Annotated in this window: 12 protein-coding genes; 7 read left to right on the forward strand and 5 right to left on the reverse strand. The window is 70.2% G+C overall.

What is annotated here, in order from left to right; all coding sequences use genetic code 11:
• Positions 1-38 precede the first annotated feature (38 nt).
• Together HDA39_RS07105 and HDA39_RS07110 are read left to right on the forward strand one after the other, a co-directional pair.
• Positions 39-428, forward strand: coding sequence for an OB-fold nucleic acid binding domain-containing protein (locus HDA39_RS07105; protein WP_184794433.1), 390 nt, complete (start codon positions 39-41; stop codon positions 426-428).
• Positions 421-1,335 carry a DUF3159 domain-containing protein gene (locus tag HDA39_RS07110; RefSeq protein ID WP_184794434.1) on the forward strand — a complete coding sequence of 305 codons (915 nt, stop codon included), beginning with the start codon at positions 421-423 and terminating at the stop codon, positions 1,333-1,335. The genes HDA39_RS07105 and HDA39_RS07110 overlap by 8 nt, the downstream gene beginning before the upstream one ends.
• Positions 1,336-1,369: 34 nt before the next feature.
• Here the strand turns inward: HDA39_RS07110 and HDA39_RS07115 are convergent, their stop codons facing one another.
• The gene (locus HDA39_RS07115) at positions 1,370-2,038 is read right to left on the reverse strand and encodes a potassium channel family protein (RefSeq protein WP_077016494.1); all 669 of its coding nucleotides are present in this window, start codon (positions 2,036-2,038) and stop codon (positions 1,370-1,372) included.
• On the reverse strand, positions 2,038-2,700 hold the full coding sequence (locus tag HDA39_RS07120; RefSeq protein WP_184794435.1) for an NAD-binding protein: 663 nt from the start codon (positions 2,698-2,700) through the stop codon (positions 2,038-2,040). Before HDA39_RS07120 ends, HDA39_RS07115 begins: the two co-directional genes overlap by 1 nt.
• A gap of 94 nt (positions 2,701-2,794) precedes the next feature.
• Here HDA39_RS07120 and HDA39_RS07125 point away from each other — a divergent pair, with 94 nt between their 5' ends.
• The 4 genes from HDA39_RS07125 to HDA39_RS07140 all read left to right on the forward strand — a co-directional run bounded on the left by HDA39_RS07125 (position 2,795) and on the right by HDA39_RS07140 (position 12,888).
• Positions 2,795-4,822, forward strand: a complete 2,028-nt coding sequence (locus HDA39_RS07125; RefSeq protein WP_184794436.1) for an amino acid permease — start codon at positions 2,795-2,797, stop codon at positions 4,820-4,822.
• Entirely contained in the window at positions 4,819-5,991 is a 1,173-nt protein-coding gene (locus HDA39_RS07130) for a TRAM domain-containing protein (protein WP_184794437.1), read from the forward strand. The genes HDA39_RS07125 and HDA39_RS07130 overlap by 4 nt, the downstream gene beginning before the upstream one ends.
• Positions 5,992-6,056: 65 nt before the next feature.
• Positions 6,057-11,945: a hypothetical protein gene (locus tag HDA39_RS07135; protein WP_184794438.1), complete on the forward strand. Its 5,889-nt coding sequence runs from the start codon at positions 6,057-6,059 to the stop codon at positions 11,943-11,945.
• A 10-nt stretch (positions 11,946-11,955) separates the two neighbouring features.
• Positions 11,956-12,888 (forward strand): LLM class F420-dependent oxidoreductase, encoded by a 933-nt coding sequence (locus HDA39_RS07140; protein WP_184794439.1) that lies wholly within the window; start codon positions 11,956-11,958, stop codon positions 12,886-12,888.
• On the opposite strand, the gene HDA39_RS07145 is transcribed toward HDA39_RS07140, so the two are convergent.
• Positions 12,885-14,081 carry an MFS transporter gene (locus tag HDA39_RS07145; protein WP_184794440.1) on the reverse strand — a complete coding sequence of 399 codons (1,197 nt, stop codon included), beginning with the start codon at positions 14,079-14,081 and terminating at the stop codon, positions 12,885-12,887. The two genes, HDA39_RS07140 and HDA39_RS07145, sit on opposite strands and share 4 nt — an antisense overlap.
• Positions 14,082-14,282: 201 nt before the next feature.
• Here HDA39_RS07145 and acnA point away from each other — a divergent pair, with 201 nt between their 5' ends.
• Positions 14,283-17,057, forward strand: a complete 2,775-nt coding sequence (acnA, locus tag HDA39_RS07150; RefSeq protein ID WP_184794441.1) for an aconitate hydratase AcnA — start codon at positions 14,283-14,285, stop codon at positions 17,055-17,057.
• Between the two features lie 70 nt (positions 17,058-17,127).
• On the opposite strand, the gene HDA39_RS07155 is transcribed toward acnA, so the two are convergent.
• Positions 17,128-18,237, reverse strand: a complete 1,110-nt coding sequence (locus tag HDA39_RS07155; protein ID WP_184794442.1) for a hypothetical protein — start codon at positions 18,235-18,237, stop codon at positions 17,128-17,130.
• The gene (locus HDA39_RS07160) at positions 18,234-18,788 is read right to left on the reverse strand and encodes an RNA polymerase sigma factor (RefSeq protein ID WP_238355996.1); all 555 of its coding nucleotides are present in this window, start codon (positions 18,786-18,788) and stop codon (positions 18,234-18,236) included. The genes HDA39_RS07155 and HDA39_RS07160 overlap by 4 nt, the downstream gene beginning before the upstream one ends.
• Between the last annotated feature and the right edge of the window lie 158 nt (positions 18,789-18,946).

The following is an 18,946-nucleotide window of genomic DNA, read 5'->3' on the forward strand; positions in this document are numbered from 1 at the left end:
CCGGTTCGGCGCGTTCGCGCGCGGATTACACTGATCTCATGGGGAGCGACAAACCCGCAGGGTTGTGGCGGCGTGCCTTCCGCGGCCTGGCCGGCGACCAGGACGAGCAGGACGCCGAGGTACTCAAGGACTTCGCCCACGACTGTGGCGCGCGGTCGATCACCGGTTGTCACGACCGGGAGATGGTGACGCTGTACGGGACGCTGCGCACCATCACGTTCAGCCCGCGCGGCGGTGTCCCGGCCCTGGAGGGCGAGTTGTACGACGGCACCGGAACGGTGAAGCTGGTCTGGCTCGGCCGGCGCAAGATCGCCGGGATCCACCCCGGCTCGGAGCTGATCGCGTCCGGGCGGATCGGAGTGGTCGACGGCGACCGGGTGATGTTCAACCCGCGCTACGAGCTGCGTCCGACGGCCGCGCATGGCTGAGCCGCGGGCCGGCCGTGACACCAACACGGACTCCGGGACCGACCGGGACCTGGACGGGACCATCGACCCTGGCCTGGGCCGTGATCAGGACCTGAACCGTGACTCGGACCCTCAGCTGGGCCGTGACGCCGACCAGGCCCCGAAGCGGCCGACCGACGAGGAGCTGGCCGGGATCCTGCGGCCGGAGCTCGAGGCCGCGGAGTCGGAGCTGACCGGCGACCAGCCGGACACCTCCACCGACGACCGGCCGAAGACCACCGACAAGGACTTCTTCCAGGCGCTCGGCGGCTGGGGCGCGCTGCTCGACATCGGGCTGCCGTGGATCGCGTTCCTGATCGTCTACAGCGCCAGCGACAAGGACCTGAAGCTCGCGCTGCTCGTCGCGATCGGCTGTGCCGCGGCGGTCGCCGTACTGCGGCTGGTGCGCAAGCAGCCCCTGCGCAACGTGCTCGGCGGCTTCGTCGGCGTCCTGATCTCCGCCTGGGTGGCGAACCGCAGCGGCAACGCCGAGGACGTCTACCTGCCCGGCCTGCTGACCAACGTCGGCTACGGCCTGCTCTACCTGATCACCGTGCTGATCCGCTGGCCGCTGTTCGGCCTGCTGTACGGCCTGATCACCCAGACCGGTACGGCGTGGCGCCGCGACCCCGCGATGCTGCGCGGATTCAGCCGGGCCACCTGGGTGTTCGTCGCGCTGTTCGCGATCCGGCTGGTCGTGCAGGTGCCGCTGTACCTGGCCGGCAGCCTGAACGCCCTGGGAATCGCGAAGGTCGGCCTCGGCCTGCCGTTCTACGCCCTCGCGCTGTGGCTCGCGTACGCCGTACTGCGTGGCTCGCTGCCCCCGGACAAGTGGGACGAGGCGCGCGACCACATCACCCACCTGCTGGGCGGCGGCAAGAAGAAGTAGCCGTTGGGGGAAGGCACCGCCTTCCCCCAACTACTCACTTCCGGTGGTGCGGGGAGAGCATGTCCTCGAGCTGTTCCTCGGTCTCGTCCGCCGCGACGAACAGCAGTTCGTCGTTCAGCTCCAAGGTGCCTTCCGGGTCCGGCCGCAGCACGCGGCCCTCGCGGATGATCGTCACCAGTGCGGTGTCGGTCGGCCAGTCGATGTCGCCGACGCGCAGGCCGATCATGGGGGAGTCCTCGGGCAGCGTCAGCTCGACCAGGTTCGCGTCGCCCTGGCGGAAGGTGAACAGCCGGACCAGGTCGCCGACCGAGACCGCTTCCTCGACCAGCGCCGACATGATCCGCGGCGTCGACACCGACACGTCCACGCCCCACGCCTCGTTGAACATCCACTCGTTGCGCGGGTGGTTGACCCGGGCAACAGTGCGCGGTACGCCGAACTCGGTCTTGGCCAGCAGCGAGACGACCAGGTTCACCTTGTCGTCACCGGTGCTCGCGATCGCCACCTGGCACCGCTGCAGCGCCGCCTCCTCCAGCGAGGACAGCTCGCACGCGTCGGCCAGCAGCCACTCGGCGCGCGGCACCGACTCGGCCTTGATCGCCCGTGGGTCCTTGTCGATCAACAGGACCTCGTGCCCGTTCTCCAGCAGCTCGCCGGCGATCGAGCGGCCGACGTTCCCCGCGCCGGCGATGGCTACCCGCATCACAGCTCCTCAGGCTTGGCGCCGAGCTGGGCCTCGACCGCCGCGGCGGCGGTCTCCAGCATGACGACGTGCACCAGGTCACCCTCCTGGATGACGGTGTCTGCCTTGGGCAGCAGACCCTCGCCGAGCCGGGTCAGGAACGCGACCCGGGCGCCGGTGGCCTTCTCCAGGTCGAACGCCGCCCGCCCGACCCAGCCGGAGTGCACGTGCACCTCGGCCAGCCGGATGGTCGCCGACGGGTCGCGCCACTCGGGCTCGGACCCGCTCGGCAGCAGCCGGCGGATCATCTGGTCCACCGTCCACTTCACCGTGCCGACGGTCGGGATGCCGAGCCGCTGGTAGACCTCGGCGCGCCCGGGGTCGTAGATCCGGGCGACGACGTTCTCGATCCCGAAGTTCTCCCGCGCGACGCGCGCGGCGAGGATATTGGAGTTGTCGCCGTTGGAGACCGCCGCGAACGCCTCGGCGTCCTCGATCCCGGCCTCGATCAGCACCTCCCGGTCGAACCCCATGCCGGTGATCGTGCGGCCGGAGAAGTTCGCACTCAGCCGACGGAACGAGTCGGCCGACTGGTCGATGATCGCCACTGTGTGGCTGCGCTTCTCCAGGGTCCGGGCGAGCGTCGACCCGACGCGTCCGCAGCCCATGATGACGACGTGCACTCCGTGATCACTCCCTGCCCCGCGGGGGGCCGCTGGCATCCATTCGGCGGTGTAGACGCTACACCGGACCGGGGCTCCCTCTAACATCCTCGGTGTGACCCCCGCTCTAGGCGACATCGGTAAACGCATCCTCATCGGACGCAAGCTGCGCAGCACGCAGCTCGGCGAGACGCTGCTTCCGAAGAAGATCGCACTCCCGGTGTTCGCCAGTGACGCTCTGTCGTCGGTGGCCTACGCGCCCGACGAGATCTTCCTGACGCTGTCGCTGGCCGGGCTGGCGGCGTACAGCTTCTCCTGGAAGATCGGCCTGCTGGTCGCGTTCGTGATGCTGATCGTGGTCGCGTCGTACCGGCAGAACGTGCACGCCTATCCCTCCGGCGGCGGTGACTACGAGGTCGCGACCGTGAACATCGGCCCGACCGCGGGCCTGACCGTGGCGAGCGCCCTGATGGTCGACTACGTGCTGACGGTGGCGGTGTCGATCTCGTCCGGTGTGCAGAACGCGAAGTCCGCGCTGCCGTTCCTGGCCGGCCACGAGGCGACGCTCGGCGTCGGGCTGGTGCTGATCCTGACCGCGCTGAACCTGCGCGGCGTCCGGGAGTCCGGCGCGCTGTTCGCGATCCCGACGTACATCTTCATGGCCGCGATCATCGGGATGACGCTGTGGGGCTTGGTCCGGCTGACCACCGGCAACCTGCCGCTGGCCGACAGCGCGGCCTTCGACGTGCACCCGGAGCCGGGGCACGAAGTGTTCAGCGGCGTCGCGGCCGCGTTCCTGCTGGCCCGGGCCTTCTCCTCCGGCTGTGCGGCGCTGACCGGGGTCGAGGCGATCAGCAACGGCGTACCGGCGTTCCGCAAGCCGAAGAGCAAGAACGCCGCGACCACGCTGCTGCTGCTCGGCACGATCGCGATCACGATGCTGATGTCGATCCTGTTCCTGGCCGACAAGATCAAGCTGCGCTTCGCCGAGGACCCGGGGACGCAGCTGTACCGCGACGGCGTACCGGTCGGGGACACCTACACCCAGAAGACCGTGATCGGGCAGATCAGCGACTCGGTCTTCTCGAACTTCGCGCCCGGCTTCTACCTGGTGCTCGGCGCGACGATGCTGATCCTGGTGCTGGCCGCGAACACCGCGTTCAACGGCTTCCCGGTGCTGGCCTCGATCCTGGCCAAGGACGGGTTCCTGCCCAAGCAGCTGCACACCCGCGGCGACCGGCTGGCCTACAGCAACGGCATCATCTTGCTGGCGGCCTGCGCGGTCGGGCTGATCATCGCGTTCGACGCCGAGGTCACCAAGCTGATCCAGCTGTACATCGTCGGGGTGTTCGTCTCGTTCACGCTCAGCCAGTTCGGCATGATCCGGCACTGGACCCGGCACCTGAAGACCGAGACCGACACGGTCGCCCGCGGCCGGATGATGCGCTCGCGCTCGATCAACGCGGTCGGCCTGACGCTGACCGCCACGGTGCTGGTGATCGTGCTGGTCACCAAGTTCACCCACGGCGCCTACATCGCGATCATCGCGATGGCCGTGCTGTTCGTGATGATGAAGGGCATCCGCCGCCACTACGACACGGTCGGCCGCGAGATGGCCGTCGACGAGGGCGACCAGCTGATGCTGCCGGCCCGCGTGCACGCGATCGTGCTGGTCTCCAAGCTGCACAAGCCGACGCTGCGGGCGCTGGCCTTCGCCAAGGCGGCCCGGCCGTACATGCTCGAGGCGGTCACCGTCGACGTCGACCGCGAGGAGTCCGAGACGCTGCAGTCCGAGTGGGAACGGCACGACATCCCGGTCCCGCTGAAGCGCCTCGCGTCGCCGTACCGGGAAATCACCCGGCCGATCCTGCAGTACGTCCGCGACATCCGGCGGCAGTCGCCGCGCGACGTGGTGATGGTCTACATCCCCGAGTACGTCGTCGGCCACTGGTGGGAGCACATCCTGCACAACCAGAGCGCGCTGCGGCTCAAGGGGCGGCTCTTGTTCACACCTGGTGTGATGGTGACGTCGGTTCCGTACCAGCTGATCTCGTCCGAGGCGGCCCAGGAACGGCAGGACCGGGTGGAGCGGGTGGCCGGACAAGTACGCCGGGGCGCTCGCAAGACGTCAGGAGATCGGTGAGGGACGAGGTCGTCGTCGGGACGGTACTGGAGCTGGAGATTGGCCCGGTCGCGCACGGCGGGCACTGTGTCGCGCGGTACGAGGGCCAGGTGGTCTTCGTCCGGCACGGGCTCCCGGGGGAGCTGGTGCACGCGCGGGTGACCGAGCGGACCACCAAGTACCTGCGGGCCGACGTCGTCCAGGTGCTCACGCCGTCACCGCACCGGATCGAACCACCGTGCCCGTACGCCGGGCCGGGGCTCTGCGGCGGCTGCGACTTCCAGCACGCCAACATCGTCGAGCAGCGGCGGCTGAAGGCGACCGTGGTCTCCGACACGCTCCGGCGGATCGGCGGCATCGAGCGGACCGTGACGATGGAGTCGCCCGGTGACGACGGGCTCGCCTGGCGCACCAGGATGCGGTACGCCGTGGGGCCCGACGGGCGGCCGGGGATGCGGGTGCACCGGTCGCACGACCTGATTCCGGTCGACCAGTGCTTGATCGCGCACCCGGGGACGCCGTCGGTGCTGGATCAGCGCTGGCCGGGGACCGAGTCGGTGCAGGCGGTGGTGTCGTCGGAGGGCAAGCAGGCGGTGCTGACCGACGCGGCGAACGGCGGGCGGGTCGTCGAGGTCGTCCGGGACCGGCGGTTCCGGGTGGAGGCCGGTGGGTTCTGGCAGGTGCATCCTGCCGCGGCGACGACCTTGGTCGACGCCGTACTGGCTGGGCTGGAGCCTTCGGCGGGGGAGACCGCGCTGGACCTGTACTCCGGGGTCGGGCTGTTCGCGGCGTTCCTGGCGGAGGCCGGGTGCGCGGTGCTGGCGATCGAGGGGGACAAGGACGCGGTCAAGAACGCCCGGCGCAACCTGCACGACCTGACCGGCGTCACGCTGGAGCAGGGCGACGTGGACCGGGTGCTGAACGGCGCCGTCCGGCAGGGGCTGTCGCAGGTCGACCTCGTCGTACTGGATCCGCCGCGGACCGGTGCCGGCAAGCACGTCGTACGGCGGATCGCCGGCCTGGCGCCGCGGAAGATCGCGTACGTCGCCTGTGACCCGGCGGCGCTGGCACGGGACCTGAAGACGTTCGCGGGGCTCGGGTACGGCGTCAGCTCGCTGCGGGCGTTCGACCTGTTCGGGATGACCCATCACATAGAGTGCGTGGCCGTGCTGGAACCTGTGACTGGTTAGTTGCCGGGCGGCTCGGGTACCGTTCTGCGCTGGTGCCCTGATGTTCGCTGGAGACCTGATACCCGATGCCGCTCGTCGATCTGGATGACCCGGAGGAGCTCCGCGCCCGCTGGAGTGCTCTCGCCGCGGTCGCCCATGCCACCGGCTTCGACCGCCGCTGGTACGCCGACGCCGACGGCTGGTACCACCAGGACGAGACCGGTTCGGACCTGCGGATGGTGCGGCTCGACGGTGGGCGGTCCGTGCTGTTCGGCTACCACACGCAGCACAGCCAGACCCGGGGGACGGACCTGCTCGCGGGCGCGCCGGACTGGATCGGGCAGCCAGAGGTCAAGCGGCGGATCACCGCCGGTGATCTCGGGTTCGTGTACGGCTCGTTCAACGGGACGTGGGCCCGGGCGTCGTACGAGGGTGATCCTTGGCAGCCGGTGGACGACGGCTTCGGCCCGATCGGCGCGTGGATCACCTCCGACGAGGAGACCGCGCGGGAGCTGGTCGAGTGGGCTGCTGAGTGGGCCGACTACCTGGGCGGGCTGGACGAGCTGGTGCCGCTCGGGGTGGGGCTGATCCGCTCGGCTGCTGCTTCGAGCTTGTCGGCCGAGGAGCTGGACGGGTTCTTTGCGCGGCTGGGGATTGGGCGGCGGTCGCCGCAGCAGCCGGATCTGCGGGCGGCGCTGGCGGCTGTGGGGCAGTTCGATCAGGTGCCTGGGGTGGCTGTTGCTGAGCCTGCGCCTGTCGTTGAGGAGCCTGAGGACGAGGAAGAACTCTTCATCGTTCCTCCGGGCGTCAGTCCGTTCACCGGCCAGCCGATTGCTGAGGACGCTCATGAGGTCATCGGCGCCGAGCCTTCGTACGACGCGCAGCCGTACGATGCTCAGCCTTCGTACGAGCCCCAGCCGTCGTACGAAACTCCGCCGCCGCCTGAGCCGGCCGACAACTACGGCGTAGTCAGCAAGAAACCCCGCCTCTTCGGCCGCAAGAAAAAGCAGCCCCGCGAGGACGACAATGCCTCCCTGGCCGGCCTGGGCCTGGCCGCCCCCGACCCCGAGCCGGCGCCTCCGCCTCCCCGCAGCTACGACCGCCCCCTCCCGTCCTCAGAGCCCCCACGCGTAGGCGCCCCCGTCCAGGACGGCGAAGACTTCTACGCCAGCCTCTTCGCCGACGCCCCCTCCGCGGCCAGTTACACCCCCGACACCCCCACCGACCAGCAACCCGCCGAACCCCCGTGGTCAGCCAACGACGCCACCAGCGAGTTCGCCTCCGTCGGCGAGGACCCCGCCGAGGACGAGGCTCCGTACCCCCCGACCGTTGACGCGGCCTCGTACTACCCCGCCGAAGACGACGCGGCTTCGTACAACCCCGCCGACGACACGGCCCCGTACACCCCAGTCATCGACGACACGGCCCCTTTCACGCCCTTCCCGGACGCGGATCCCCGCCGCTTGGATTCCCCCTTCGCGCCATCCTCAAGAGCCCAGCAGTCCGGCCCCGATGCACAACCGCCTGCCCCCGGCTCGCCCTTCGCACCCCACGCGCCCGGCCAAGAACCCCAATCACCCTTCGCTCCGTCGGCTGGCGCCTCCCCGTTCGCCCCCCAGGCCTCGGCATCCGCAGCAGACGACACCGGCGCCATCGCCGACACCAACCAGGCGTACTCGACCGCAGACGACGACACCGGCGTCATCACCCCCATCGACGCCGACGCACCGTCCGCCACGGACGACGACACAGGCGTCATCCCCCCGATCGCCGACCCCGGCACCACCGACTCCTTCACCGCCGGCGACGACACCGGCATCACCCCGCCGATCGCCGAAGCCATCACCCCCACGGACTCCACCCCCGACGACGACACCGGAGTAATCCAACCCGTCGCCACCCCGGACTCCGCCCAGGGCAGCCACGCGCCCTTCCCACCAGACGCACACCACGACCAGCACCCGCCCACAGCCGAATCGCAGGACCACCAGCCGCACTCCCCACTGAACGCCCCCCAGCGCCACCACCCAACGTCGTCCCTGGAAGCCCACCAGGACCCACGCGAGTACTCGCGCACGGACAGCCCCCAGAGCCAACTCCCAGACTCGTCGCCGGACGCAGCCCGGGACCACCACCCAGGCTCGCCCTTGGACGCGGCCCGAGTTCAGCACCCAGGCTCACGCTCGGACGCAGCCCAGGATCAGCGTTCGGACTCGTCCTTCGGGACTCTGCAGGACCGCCAGGCCTCCTCGCCGGACGAACGGGACCATCGCCCAACTGCACCCCACGACGCCGGCCAGAGCCACGGCCCGACTCCGCCTCTCGACGCCGCTGGTTTCGACCAGCCCGGCTCGCCTCTGGACCGCGATCAGTACCGTCGCTCGGACTCGTCCGTACAGGCGGCCCAGGACCAGCACCCGAGTTCCCCCTCGGACGCCCGCCAGGACCGTCATCCGGCCTCGCCTGACGATGCACCCCAGGACCAGCATCCGACCTCGCACCCGAACGACGCCCAGGGTGACCGCCCGCCCTCGCCCCTCGCCGCAGGTCAGCCCCCTCGCGCGGTCTCGCCCCTCGACGCCCACGCCCCGGACCACCCGGCGCAGGCCGAGCCCAAACCCCCGTCCCCGATGGAACGCGAGTGGGTAGGCGGCGCCTGGATCAACGGCGAGTGGATCGAGGACGCCGCCGCGTACCTGGCGGCCAACCCTCACCTGGCCCACCCACCCCGCCCCGCCCGCCGCCAACGCAGAACCCCATCCGCCGACCCGACCACGCCCGAGGGCCTTCACACCCCCGCCAACCCCTACGCCGAATCCCGCCCCAACCCCTACGCCGAATCCCGCCCCGACACCTACGCCGCCGATTCCCGCCGCGACGCCCCCGCGGCCGAATCCCGTACCGCTGAGTTCGGCCCAGACGCCCACGCGGCCGAATCCCGTGGCGCGGAGTTCGGCCCAGACGCCCACGCGGCCGAACCCCGTGGCGCGGAGTTCGGCCCAGACACCCACACTGCCGAATCCCAAGCCGCTGAGACTCACCCTGACGCCTACGCGGCCGAATCCCGAACCGCCGAATCCCGCGCCGACACCTACACCGGCGAATCCCGCGCCGACACCTACACCGGCGAATCCCGCGCCGACACCTACACCGGCGAATCCCGCGCCGACACCTATGCCGGCGAAGCCCGCGCCGACGGCGGTCGCCTCGACAGCCGCGAGCTTGACCCCGACGACGAGTCCCAAGGCACTGCCGATCTCCCCACGGAGTCCATCGAGGCACTCCCCGCCCTCGTCGAACCACGAGACACCGCCGACACCTATGCCGGCGGAGACCGCGCCGACGGCGGTCGCCTCGACAGCCGCGTGCTTGACTCCGACGACGAGTCCCAAGGCACTGCCGATCTCCCCACGGAGTCCATCGAGGCACTTCCCGCCCTCGACGATCCGCGAGACACCGACGACCGCCGGGCCGACGACGTGCCCGGTGATGACGATGAGCCGGCCGCGGCAGACCGGCCCGCGCCCGACGCGGTGGCGGGCGCGTGGGGCTCTGACCCGCGGGGCGAAAGCGACCACCGGGCGGGCGACGTACACGGTGGTGTCGAGGAGCCGCGGTCGGCAGACCGGCCCGCGCCCGACGCAGCGGCGGGCGACGTACACGGTGGTGTCGAGGAGCCGCGGTCGGCAGACCGGCCCGCGCTCGACGCAGCGGCCGGCGACGTACACGGTGGTGTCGAGGAGCCGCGGTCGGCAGACCGGCCCGCGCTCGACGCAGCGGCTGGCGACGTACCCGGTGGTGTCGAGGAGTCGGGTGCGGCCGACCGGCGCACTGCCGACGAGTCGGACACTTATCCGCGGGGGGACAGCGAGCGCCAGGCCGACGTACGCGCTGGTGTTGATGAGCGGGGTGCTGCGGACCAGGAGGCGGCCTACGCGTCGAGTACCGATCTGCGCGGAGACAGCGACCGGCAGACCGACGCACGCGCTGGTGTTGATGAGCCGGGTGCGGACCTGCAGGCGGCCGAGGCGTCGGGCACTGACCCGCGGGGAGACGGCGACCGCCGGATCGCCGAGCTGCCGACGGAATCCTTCGATGCACTTCCTGCCGCCGACACGAGCGATGGGCGGGCTGCCGGCACGCAGGGTGCCGATGGGGATGGGCGCGACGCGCGGAGCGATGACGACCGTCGAGCAGTCGACGTACGGGGTGGCGGCCGTCCGGTGGACGGTCAGCGGGCGGATGGTGAGTCTGGGCCCAGCGGTTCGCGGTGGGTGTCTGACGGACCTGCGGAGGCTGAGGCGCAGCCGGCGAACACGCGGTGGGCTACCGATGAGCCGACCGCGGAAGCTTCCGATGGCGACGCCGTTGGTGTGGAGGCGGTCGACGAGAGCGACACTGCCGGGGATGGCGGTCGGTGGATCGCTGGTGCGGAAGACGCCGACGATCTGGTCTTCGAAGACCGGTTGATCGGTGAGGACGCCGACGTTGAACGGTCGGGTGCCGGCCGCGTGCTTGGGGCTGCGGCGGAGGACGTTGACGGGTCGTCTGTGGGTGAGCAGCGGGCGGACGGCGTCGGGTTCGAGGATGAGGCGCCGACGGCTGAGATCGCCGCGGTGGTTGACGGGCTGGCTGATGAGGAGATTGCGCGGGTCGACTCGGGGGAGAGCGCTGCGGCTGGGGATGGGCCGCGGACTTATCCGCCGTTGAGTGATCAGTACGGCGGGTCGGGGGGCGAGCTGGACTACGAGTACGCGAACGAGGTCTTCCACGACGAGATCCTCGGTGGCGCGGACTGGACGGCCGATCAGCTCGGTGAGATTTCGATCAGTGAAGCTCGACCTGAGGTTGAGGCAGAAGCCGCCGGTACGTCGGAGTCGCAGGACGCCGAGCTGCAGGTACATGAAGTCGACGAGACCGAGCAGCAATCTGCTGAGGTGGACGCCGAGGCGGAGATCGCCGAGCAAGAGCCAGCTGAGCAAGCACCAGGTGCCGAGCAGGCAACTGCCGAGCAGGCGCCGGGCGGCGACCAAGTATCAGCGGCCGAGGTAGTTGCTGTTGGCATCGATGAGTCGGCCGATGCCGCCGATGCGGAGGATATGCCGGCGTCGGAAGATGCACCGACAGCGGAGGACGCGCCGGGGTCAGAGGAGGATGCGACCGCGGAGGTTGCAGAAGTTGCCGAGCCGGAAGGCGCCTCTGAGTCCATCGTCCTCGAGGAACCGGCAGACGCGGACGACGAGCCGGATCAGACGGCCGACCACGTGGAGGCGCAGCACGAGGCTGCCGGGGATGCGGCGGCCGCCGGTGCGGCACAGCTTGTCGGCGAGGCGACCGCCGCACAGGCCAACGGGCTGAACGGCCATCACCAGGAGCACCCCAACGGCCACGCCGAAATCCCCAGCGACCACGCCGAAACCCCCAACACCCACCCCACCGACGACGCCTCCGCAGGCATGCTCATCCCCGAGCTCTCCAGCCCGGGCATCCCCATCGCGCTCCCGCTCGGTGTTGAGCAGGCCATGCGCACCGAGCCCGAGCGCCCCCGCCCGCGCCCCAAGGAGTCCGCCGCCTTCGAAGCACTCCGTGCCTGGTGCCGCGCACGCACCAACGTCGTACCGTCTGGCTTCACGCTTCAGGTTCAGGTCCTCGACCCCGCCCGGCCGTCGTACCGGTTCGACCTCGAGCCGGCGCGGGTCGACGACGAGGAGTGGCCCGACGACCGGCTGAGCGAGTTGCTCGGGGATCTGTGGATCGAAGAGGCCCGGACCGATCACGGCGGGTGGCTGTTCGCGCGGATCGACGCGGCGGGCCGGACCCTGCGGATCGACCGCTGGTACGACCAGGTTCCCGAGTGGTGGGACACCCAGCTCCCCGGCGCGATCGACGTCGAGGGGCTCGTACGACGCCTGTACCGCCGCGGTCCGGACTGGCAGCCGTCCTACCTGGAGCAGCTGTACATCACCGCGGGATAGCGTTGTCCCCATGTTGCTCAGGATCTTCACCGAACCCCAGCAAGGCGCCTCGTACGACGACCTGCTGGCCGTCGCGCAAAAGACCGAGGAGTGCGGCTTCGACGCGTTCTTCCGTTCCGACCACTACCTCGTGATGGGCGACGAGGACGGCCTGCCGGGGCCGACCGACGCCTGGATCACGCTGGCGGGGCTCGCCCGCGAGACCAGCCGGATCAAGCTCGGCACGCTGGTCAGCTCCGCTACGTTCCGCAATCCCGGCGTGCTCGCGATCAGCGTCGCGCAGGTCGACCAGATGAGCGGTGGTCGCGCCGAGCTCGGGCTGGGTGCGGGCTGGTTCGAGGCCGAGCACGCGGCGTACGGGCTGGACTTCCCGGACACGCCGGGCCGGTTCGACCTGCTGACCGAGCAGCTCGAGCTGATCACCGGGCTGTGGGACACGCCGGTGGGGGAGAAGTACGACTTCACCGGCAAGCACTACCAGCTCAAGGACTCCCCGGCCCTGCCGAAGCCGGTCCAGCAGCCGCACCCGCCGATCATCGTCGGCGGCGCCGGCAAGAAGCGCACGCCCGCGCTCGCGGCGCAGTACGCCGCCGAGTTCAACGCCGGCTTCAAACCGCTCGACGACACCAAGACGCTGTTCGACCGCGTCCAAGCAGCCTGTACGGCGATCGGCCGCGACCCCAAGACCCTCGCCCTGTCGGCCGCGCACCGCGTTGCCGTCGGCAAGGACAAGGCCGAGGTCGAACGCCGCGCAACGGCCGTCGGCTGGTCCCTCGACCAGCTCGCCGAGAGCGGCGTCGGCGGCACCCCGGCCGAGGTCGTCGACCACCTCGGCCGCTTCGCCGAGCTCGGCGCGGACCGGTTCTACCTCCAGATCATGGACCTCACCGACCTGGACCACCTCGAGCTGATCGCCTCCGAGGTCCTCCCGCAGCTGTCCTAGACCGCGGGCCGCCGCATGATCGCCGCGGTCAGGGCGAAGAGTGCGGCGGCTCCCGCGAGGGCGACCGGTAGGCCGGCCACGTGGGCGACGAGCGTGATCAGCAACCCGCAGACCACCTCGCCGAGGTACTCGGCCTGCGCGAGGAACGAGTGCGTGGTCGCCCGTACGTCGCTCGTGGTGCGCGCGTTGACCCAGATCATCGAGATCACCCGGGTGAGCGGTACGGCGATCCCGGACACGAGGATCAGCGCCGCGGCGGCGCTGATCGCGTTCGGCGCGAACGCCAGCCCGATCGCGCCGGCGGTGCCGACCACCGCCGCGACGCCGTACGAGTGCCGCGCGTGTTCCCCGTCGAGGCGGCGTGCCCCGATCCGCAGGGCCACCGCGCCGAGGACGAGGGCGACGAAACCCAACCCGGTGAACCAGATGATCGGGTCGAGCCGGATCGGCAGGCCCAGCTCCAGCAGCTGTTTCGGTGCGAGCCGCCCGGCGGCGTCGGTAGCTCCGTTGATCAGGAAGGTCGCCAGGAAGATCCGCAGCAGGTCCGGGCTGCCGCGGACCAGGCTGAGTCCGCGGCGGAACGTCGTCCACGATGCCGCCCACCGAGGGCCGGTGGCCGGGACGAACCGTTCCTCGCTGAAGCGGGCGACGACGTACAGGCTCAGCAACAGCATCGCCACGCCGGCTCCGACGATCGCCACGTCACGCCGGGTCGCCCAGGCGAGGGCTCCGATCACCACCAGCCCGGTCGCCGCGCCGGAGAGCTGAGCGCGGGCGGTCCGGGCGAGCACGAAGGAGATGCGATCAGGGGCGTCCAGCTCGTCGGTGATCCAGGCGATGTCCGAACCGCTCGCGAAGGTCCACGCGAGTCCCCACAGCACCTGCGTTGCCAGCAGCAACGGGAACGACGTGACGAGTCCGGTCGCCAGCATGGCCGTCCCCATCAGGACCTGCGAGACGACCAGCGACCACTTCCGGCTGACCGTGTCGGCCAGTACGCCGGCCGGCACCTCGCAGCACAGCGCGAAGATCCCCTGAACGGCCCCGATGGCGACGATCTGGGCAGCGCTCAGCCCGGCGTCGAGCACCAGGTAGACCGAGGTGACGAGCCACCAGCCGTTGTGCAGCACGGCGCGGACCCAGTTCCACCGGACGAACGCGCGGGTCAGCACGTCCTGCCGCGAACTGGCCACGCGGTAGTCGATCAGGCCACGGCGGCGAGCGGCAACGCAATTTCGCCCTAGGGTGGTGGCTCGATGTCGTGTATCTTGATGTCGAGAGAGTTTCGGCCGGGAAGCAGCGGCCGGGAAGTTAGGGCAGCCTGACCTGTGGCTCGGGTGGGCGGCTCGGCAGGATGGGTACCAGCGGAACAGGACGGACAGAGGAGCAGGTTGATGGCCAGCGTCGACAGCTTCGGTGCCAAGGGTGCACTCGAGGTCAACGGACAGTCGTACGAGATCTTCAGGTTGGCGGGCATCGAGGGCGCGGAGACCCTGCCGTACTCGCTCAAGGTGCTGCTCGAGAACCTGCTGCGCACCGAGGACGGCGCGAACATCACCGCCGACCACATCACCAAGCTGGGCAACTGGGACGCGAACGCGGCCCCGGACACGGAGATCCAGTTCACGCCGGCGCGCGTGATCATGCAGGACTTCACCGGGGTGCCGTGCGTCGTCGACCTGGCCACCATGCGCGAGGCCGTCGCCGAGCTCGGTGGCGACCCGACCAAGATCAACCCGCTGGCCCCGGCCGAGCTGGTGATCGACCACTCGGTCATCATCGACGTCTTCGGCCGCCAGGACGCGTTCGAGCGCAACGTCGAGCTGGAGTACGAGCGCAACCGCGAGCGGTACCAGTTCCTGCGCTGGGGCCAGACCGCGTTCGACGAGTTCAAGGTCGTCCCGCCGGGCACCGGCATCGTCCACCAGGTCAACATCGAGCACCTGGCCCGGACCGTGATGGTCCGCAACGGCCAGGCGTACCCGGACACCTGCGTTGGCACCGACAGCCACACCACGATGGTCAACGGCCTCGGCGTCCTGGGCTGGGGCGTCGGCGGCATCGAGGCCGAGGCCGCGATGCTCGGCCAGCCGGTCAGCATGCTGATCCCGAAGGTCGTCGGCTTCAAGCTGACCGGCGCCGTTCCGGCCGGCGCGACCGCGACCGACGTCGTCCTGACGATCACCCAGATGCTGCGCAAGCATGGTGTGGTCGGCAAGTTCGTCGAGTTCTACGGCGACGGCGTCGCGGCGGTGCCGCTGGCCAACCGCGCCACGATCGGCAACATGAGCCCGGAGTTCGGCTCCACCTGCGCGATCTTCCCGATCGACGACGTGACGCTGGAGTACCTGCGGCTGACCGGTCGCGGCGACGACGAGGTCGCGCTGGTCGAGGCGTACGCCAAGGAGCAGGGCCTGTGGCACAACGCCGAGGTCGAGCCGCGCTTCTCGGAGTACCTCGAGCTGGACCTGTCGACCGTCGTCCCGTCGATCGCCGGCCCGAAGCGGCCGCAGGACCGGGTCGCGCTGAGCGAGGCCAAGGAAGGCTTCCGCGGCGCGCTGACCGACTACGCGACCGAGGAGCTCGAGGTCGACCCGTCGGAGACCGGGAGCTTCCCGGCCAGCGACGCGCCGAACGGGCACGGTCACGTCAACGACGAGCCGCACGTGCCGCACGGCGCGAACGGCCGCCCGTCGAAGAAGACCACGATCAGCCTGAACGGCCAGGAGGTCGAGCTCGACCACGGCCACGTCGTGATCGCCTCGATCACCTCCTGCACCAACACCTCCAACCCGTCGGTGATGCTGGCCGCCGCGCTGCTGGCCAAGAACGCGGTCGACCGCGGCCTGACCAGCAAGCCGTGGGTCAAGACGTCGCTGGCCCCGGGCTCGAAGGTCGTCACCGACTACTACGAGAAGGCCGGCGTCACGCCGTACCTGGAGAAGCTCGGCTTCCACCTGGTCGGCTACGGCTGTACGACGTGCATCGGCAACTCGGGCCCGCTGCCCGAGGAGGTCTCGGCCGGGGTGCAGGAGGCCGACCTGGCGGTCGTGTCGGTGCTGTCCGGCAACCGCAACTTCGAGGGCCGGATCAACCCGGACGTGAAGATGAACTACCTGGCGAGCCCGCCGCTGGTGATCGCGTACGCGCTGGCCGGGACGATGGACTTCGACTTCGAGACCGACGCGCTGGGCCAGGACACCGACGGCAACGACGTGTTCCTGCGCGACATCTGGCCGGCCGCGGACGAGGTCGAGAAGGTGATCGCCTCCTCGATCAGCAAGGAGATGTTCACCAAGGACTACGCCGACGTCTTCGCCGGTGACGAGCGCTGGCAGTCGCTGCCGACGCCGGAGGGCAAGACCTTCGACTGGGACGCCGACTCGACGTACGTGCGCAAGCCTCCGTACTTCGAGGGCATGGCCAAGGAGCCGTCGCCGGTCACCGACATCAGCGGCGCGCGGGTGCTGGCGAAGCTGGGCGACTCGGTCACGACCGACCACATCTCCCCGGCCGGTGCGATCAAGGCCGACGGCCCGGCCGGCAAGTACCTGGCCGAGCACGGGGTGGACCGCAAGGACTACAACTCGTACGGCTCGCGGCGCGGCAACCACGAGGTGATGATCCGCGGCACGTTCGCCAACATCCGGCTGCGCAACCAGATCGCGCCGGGCACCGAGGGCGGCTTCACCCGCGACTTCACCCAGGCCGACGCGCCCGTCACGTCGATCTACGAGGCGTCCGAGGCGTACCTCGCGGCCGGTACGCCGCTGGTCATCCTGGCCGGCAAGGAGTACGGCTCCGGCTCGTCGCGCGACTGGGCGGCCAAGGGCACGGCGCTGCTCGGCGCGAAGGCGGTCATCACCGAGTCGTTCGAGCGGATCCACCGCTCGAACCTGATCGGCATGGGCGTCCTGCCGCTGCAGTTCCCCGAGGGCGAGAACGCGGAGTCCCTCGGCCTGACCGGCGAGGAGACCTTCGACATCAGCGGCGTCACCGCGCTGAACGACGGCGAGGTCCCGCGCACCGTGCACGTCACGGTCACCGGCACCGACGGCGGCACCCAGGAGTTCGACGCGGTCGTCCGCATCGACACCCCGGGTGAGGCGGACTACTACCGCAACGGCGGCATCCTCCAGTACGTGCTCCGCTCGCTGATCGCGAACTGAGTCAGGCCCGTACGACGGACGAAGGCCGGCAGCAGGAGCTCCTGCTGCCGGCCTTCATCGTTCGGCTAGCTCAGCGGCACATGCCGTTCCTCTCCCGCGGATCCTCGTTACCGGCCATCCGGTCGCCGTCCTGCCAGAGGCCTTCCGAGAACCGGCCGGTCTTGTCCATCTCCTGCAGGACCTTCCAGTTGCGGCTGCCCTGGATCGCTTCGGTGGCCTGCTTCATCTTCGCCTTGTCACCCGCCTTCTTCGCGACGGCCCACTGCTCGAACCATCCGCAGGCGACCGCCTCGGTGACCTTGGCACCGAACTGGTAGCGACTCAGCACGAGGACCTTCAGGAACGGCGTCCGGTCGAAGCCGGGCAGGACCGGTACGTCGGCCAGCATCTCGTCGATCACCCGCGGTGCGTCGGACTGCTTGACGATCGTGTCCGGCATCGCCCCGAGCCAGGTGTCGGTGTCGACGGTCTTCAGCTTGGCCACCAGGCTCCGGTACGCCGCGACCGAACCGACGTCGCCGCGGATCTCCAGCAGGTAGCGACCCTGGGGCGGGAACAGCGCCGTCAGGTCCGCCGAGGTGCCGATCTGGTACAGCGTGCCCTTCTGTCCGAGCAGCTCGATCGCACTGCCTCGCGCCGGCGCGCCGGGATCCTTGAATCCGGCAAGGCGCCCGGCGTAGTGGCCGGCGGGCCGCCAGTTCACCTGGAGCCGCTCCTTGCCGCGGCCGAACCTGATCTCGCCGTCGTCGGCGGTGAACTGCGGGATGTCGACGATCTTCCAGGCCGGGTCGTCGAGCACCAATCGCGGCGTCGCGTCCGTCACCGCGCGGAACTCGGCGCCGTACGCCGAGACCGGCGCGACCGGGTTGCTGCCCTCGGGGAAGAAGACTCCGGTGAGCGCCACGGCGACCGTCGCCGCGGCCGCGAGCAGGATCACCGCGCGGCGCCGGGCCTTGGGCCGCCGCCGAGCTGATGCGTCGGCGAAAGTCGGTACCGCGTGCTTGCGGCGGGGGTCGCTCGGCTCTCCGGAGACGCGGCCCGGGCCGGTGTCTGGTGCTTCGGTGCTGATGATGTCCTCCAGCAGGTCGGACTCGGCGCCGTCGGTCCGCAACTGCCGGACCGTCGCATCGCCGTACGGGTTGGCCCGGGCGATCAGACGGTCGAGCTCGTCGTCGTTCATTGCTCCTCCTGTGCTGGTCGCTTGGGTTGGTCTTCCCGTTCATGTCCGGAATCCCCGAAGGCGTCTCCGATCGCAGTCCGCAATCTGGTTCTGGCCCGGTGCAGCCGCGTCCGCACGGTCCGGGCCGGTACGCCGAGCACGACCGCGGCCTCGCGCGGTTCGAGCCCGTCCCACGCGGTCAGCATCAGCAAGTCGCGATCGTCGTCGCTCAAACTGTCCAGGCCCTGCTGGATCACCGCGGTCGAGCCGGTGAGATCGCTGTGGTCGGGCATCGCCTCGACCAGGTGCTGCCGCAGGCGCCCGGCGAGCCGGTCCCGCCGGAGCTCGCCACGGCGATGGTTGGCGACGACGCGGCGCGCGACGCCGTACAGCCAGAGCCTGGCCGAGTCGTCCACCGGCACCTCGTCGATCCGCCGCCAGGCCACGAGCATCGACTCGGCGACGACGTCGGCGGCATCGTCAGGCGAGCCGACCCGCCGCAAGGCGTACCCGAGCAGCGGGCGGAACTGGCTGTCGAACAGCTCCCGAAACCTGCGTTCGTGGTCCGGCATCACACCGAGGTCAACCGGTGGGGGCGGACTCGAAGGACTCCTCATGTTCCACCCATGTCCGGGAGTATGGCGGTCGTTACAGGTCAGGCCGATTGGATTTTGCCGGTGCTGGATGGGGCGCTCGGCGGTGGTCGGCAAGGCCCGGATGACGTTTGCAG

The organism is Kribbella italica (genome assembly GCF_014205135.1).
Classification (GTDB): Bacteria; Actinomycetota; Actinomycetes; order Propionibacteriales; family Kribbellaceae; genus Kribbella; species Kribbella italica.

Coding starts and splice junctions, on each gene's coding strand:
- HDA39_RS07115 (WP_077016494.1), bottom strand. CDS start 2,038: ATGCGGGTAGCCATCGCCGGCGCGGGGAACGTCGGCCGCTCGATCGCC.
- HDA39_RS07110 (WP_184794434.1), top strand. CDS start 421: ATGGCTGAGCCGCGGGCCGGCCGTGACACCAACACGGACTCCGGGACC.
- HDA39_RS07105 (WP_184794433.1), top strand. CDS start 39: ATGGGGAGCGACAAACCCGCAGGGTTGTGGCGGCGTGCCTTCCGCGGC.
- HDA39_RS07135 (WP_184794438.1), top strand. CDS start 6,057: ATGCCGCTCGTCGATCTGGATGACCCGGAGGAGCTCCGCGCCCGCTGG.
- HDA39_RS07160 (WP_238355996.1), bottom strand. CDS start 18,788: ATGCCGGACCACGAACGCAGGTTTCGGGAGCTGTTCGACAGCCAGTTC.
- HDA39_RS07155 (WP_184794442.1), bottom strand. CDS start 18,237: ATGAACGACGACGAGCTCGACCGTCTGATCGCCCGGGCCAACCCGTAC.
- HDA39_RS07140 (WP_184794439.1), top strand. CDS start 11,956: ATGTTGCTCAGGATCTTCACCGAACCCCAGCAAGGCGCCTCGTACGAC.
- acnA (WP_184794441.1), top strand. CDS start 14,283: ATGGCCAGCGTCGACAGCTTCGGTGCCAAGGGTGCACTCGAGGTCAAC.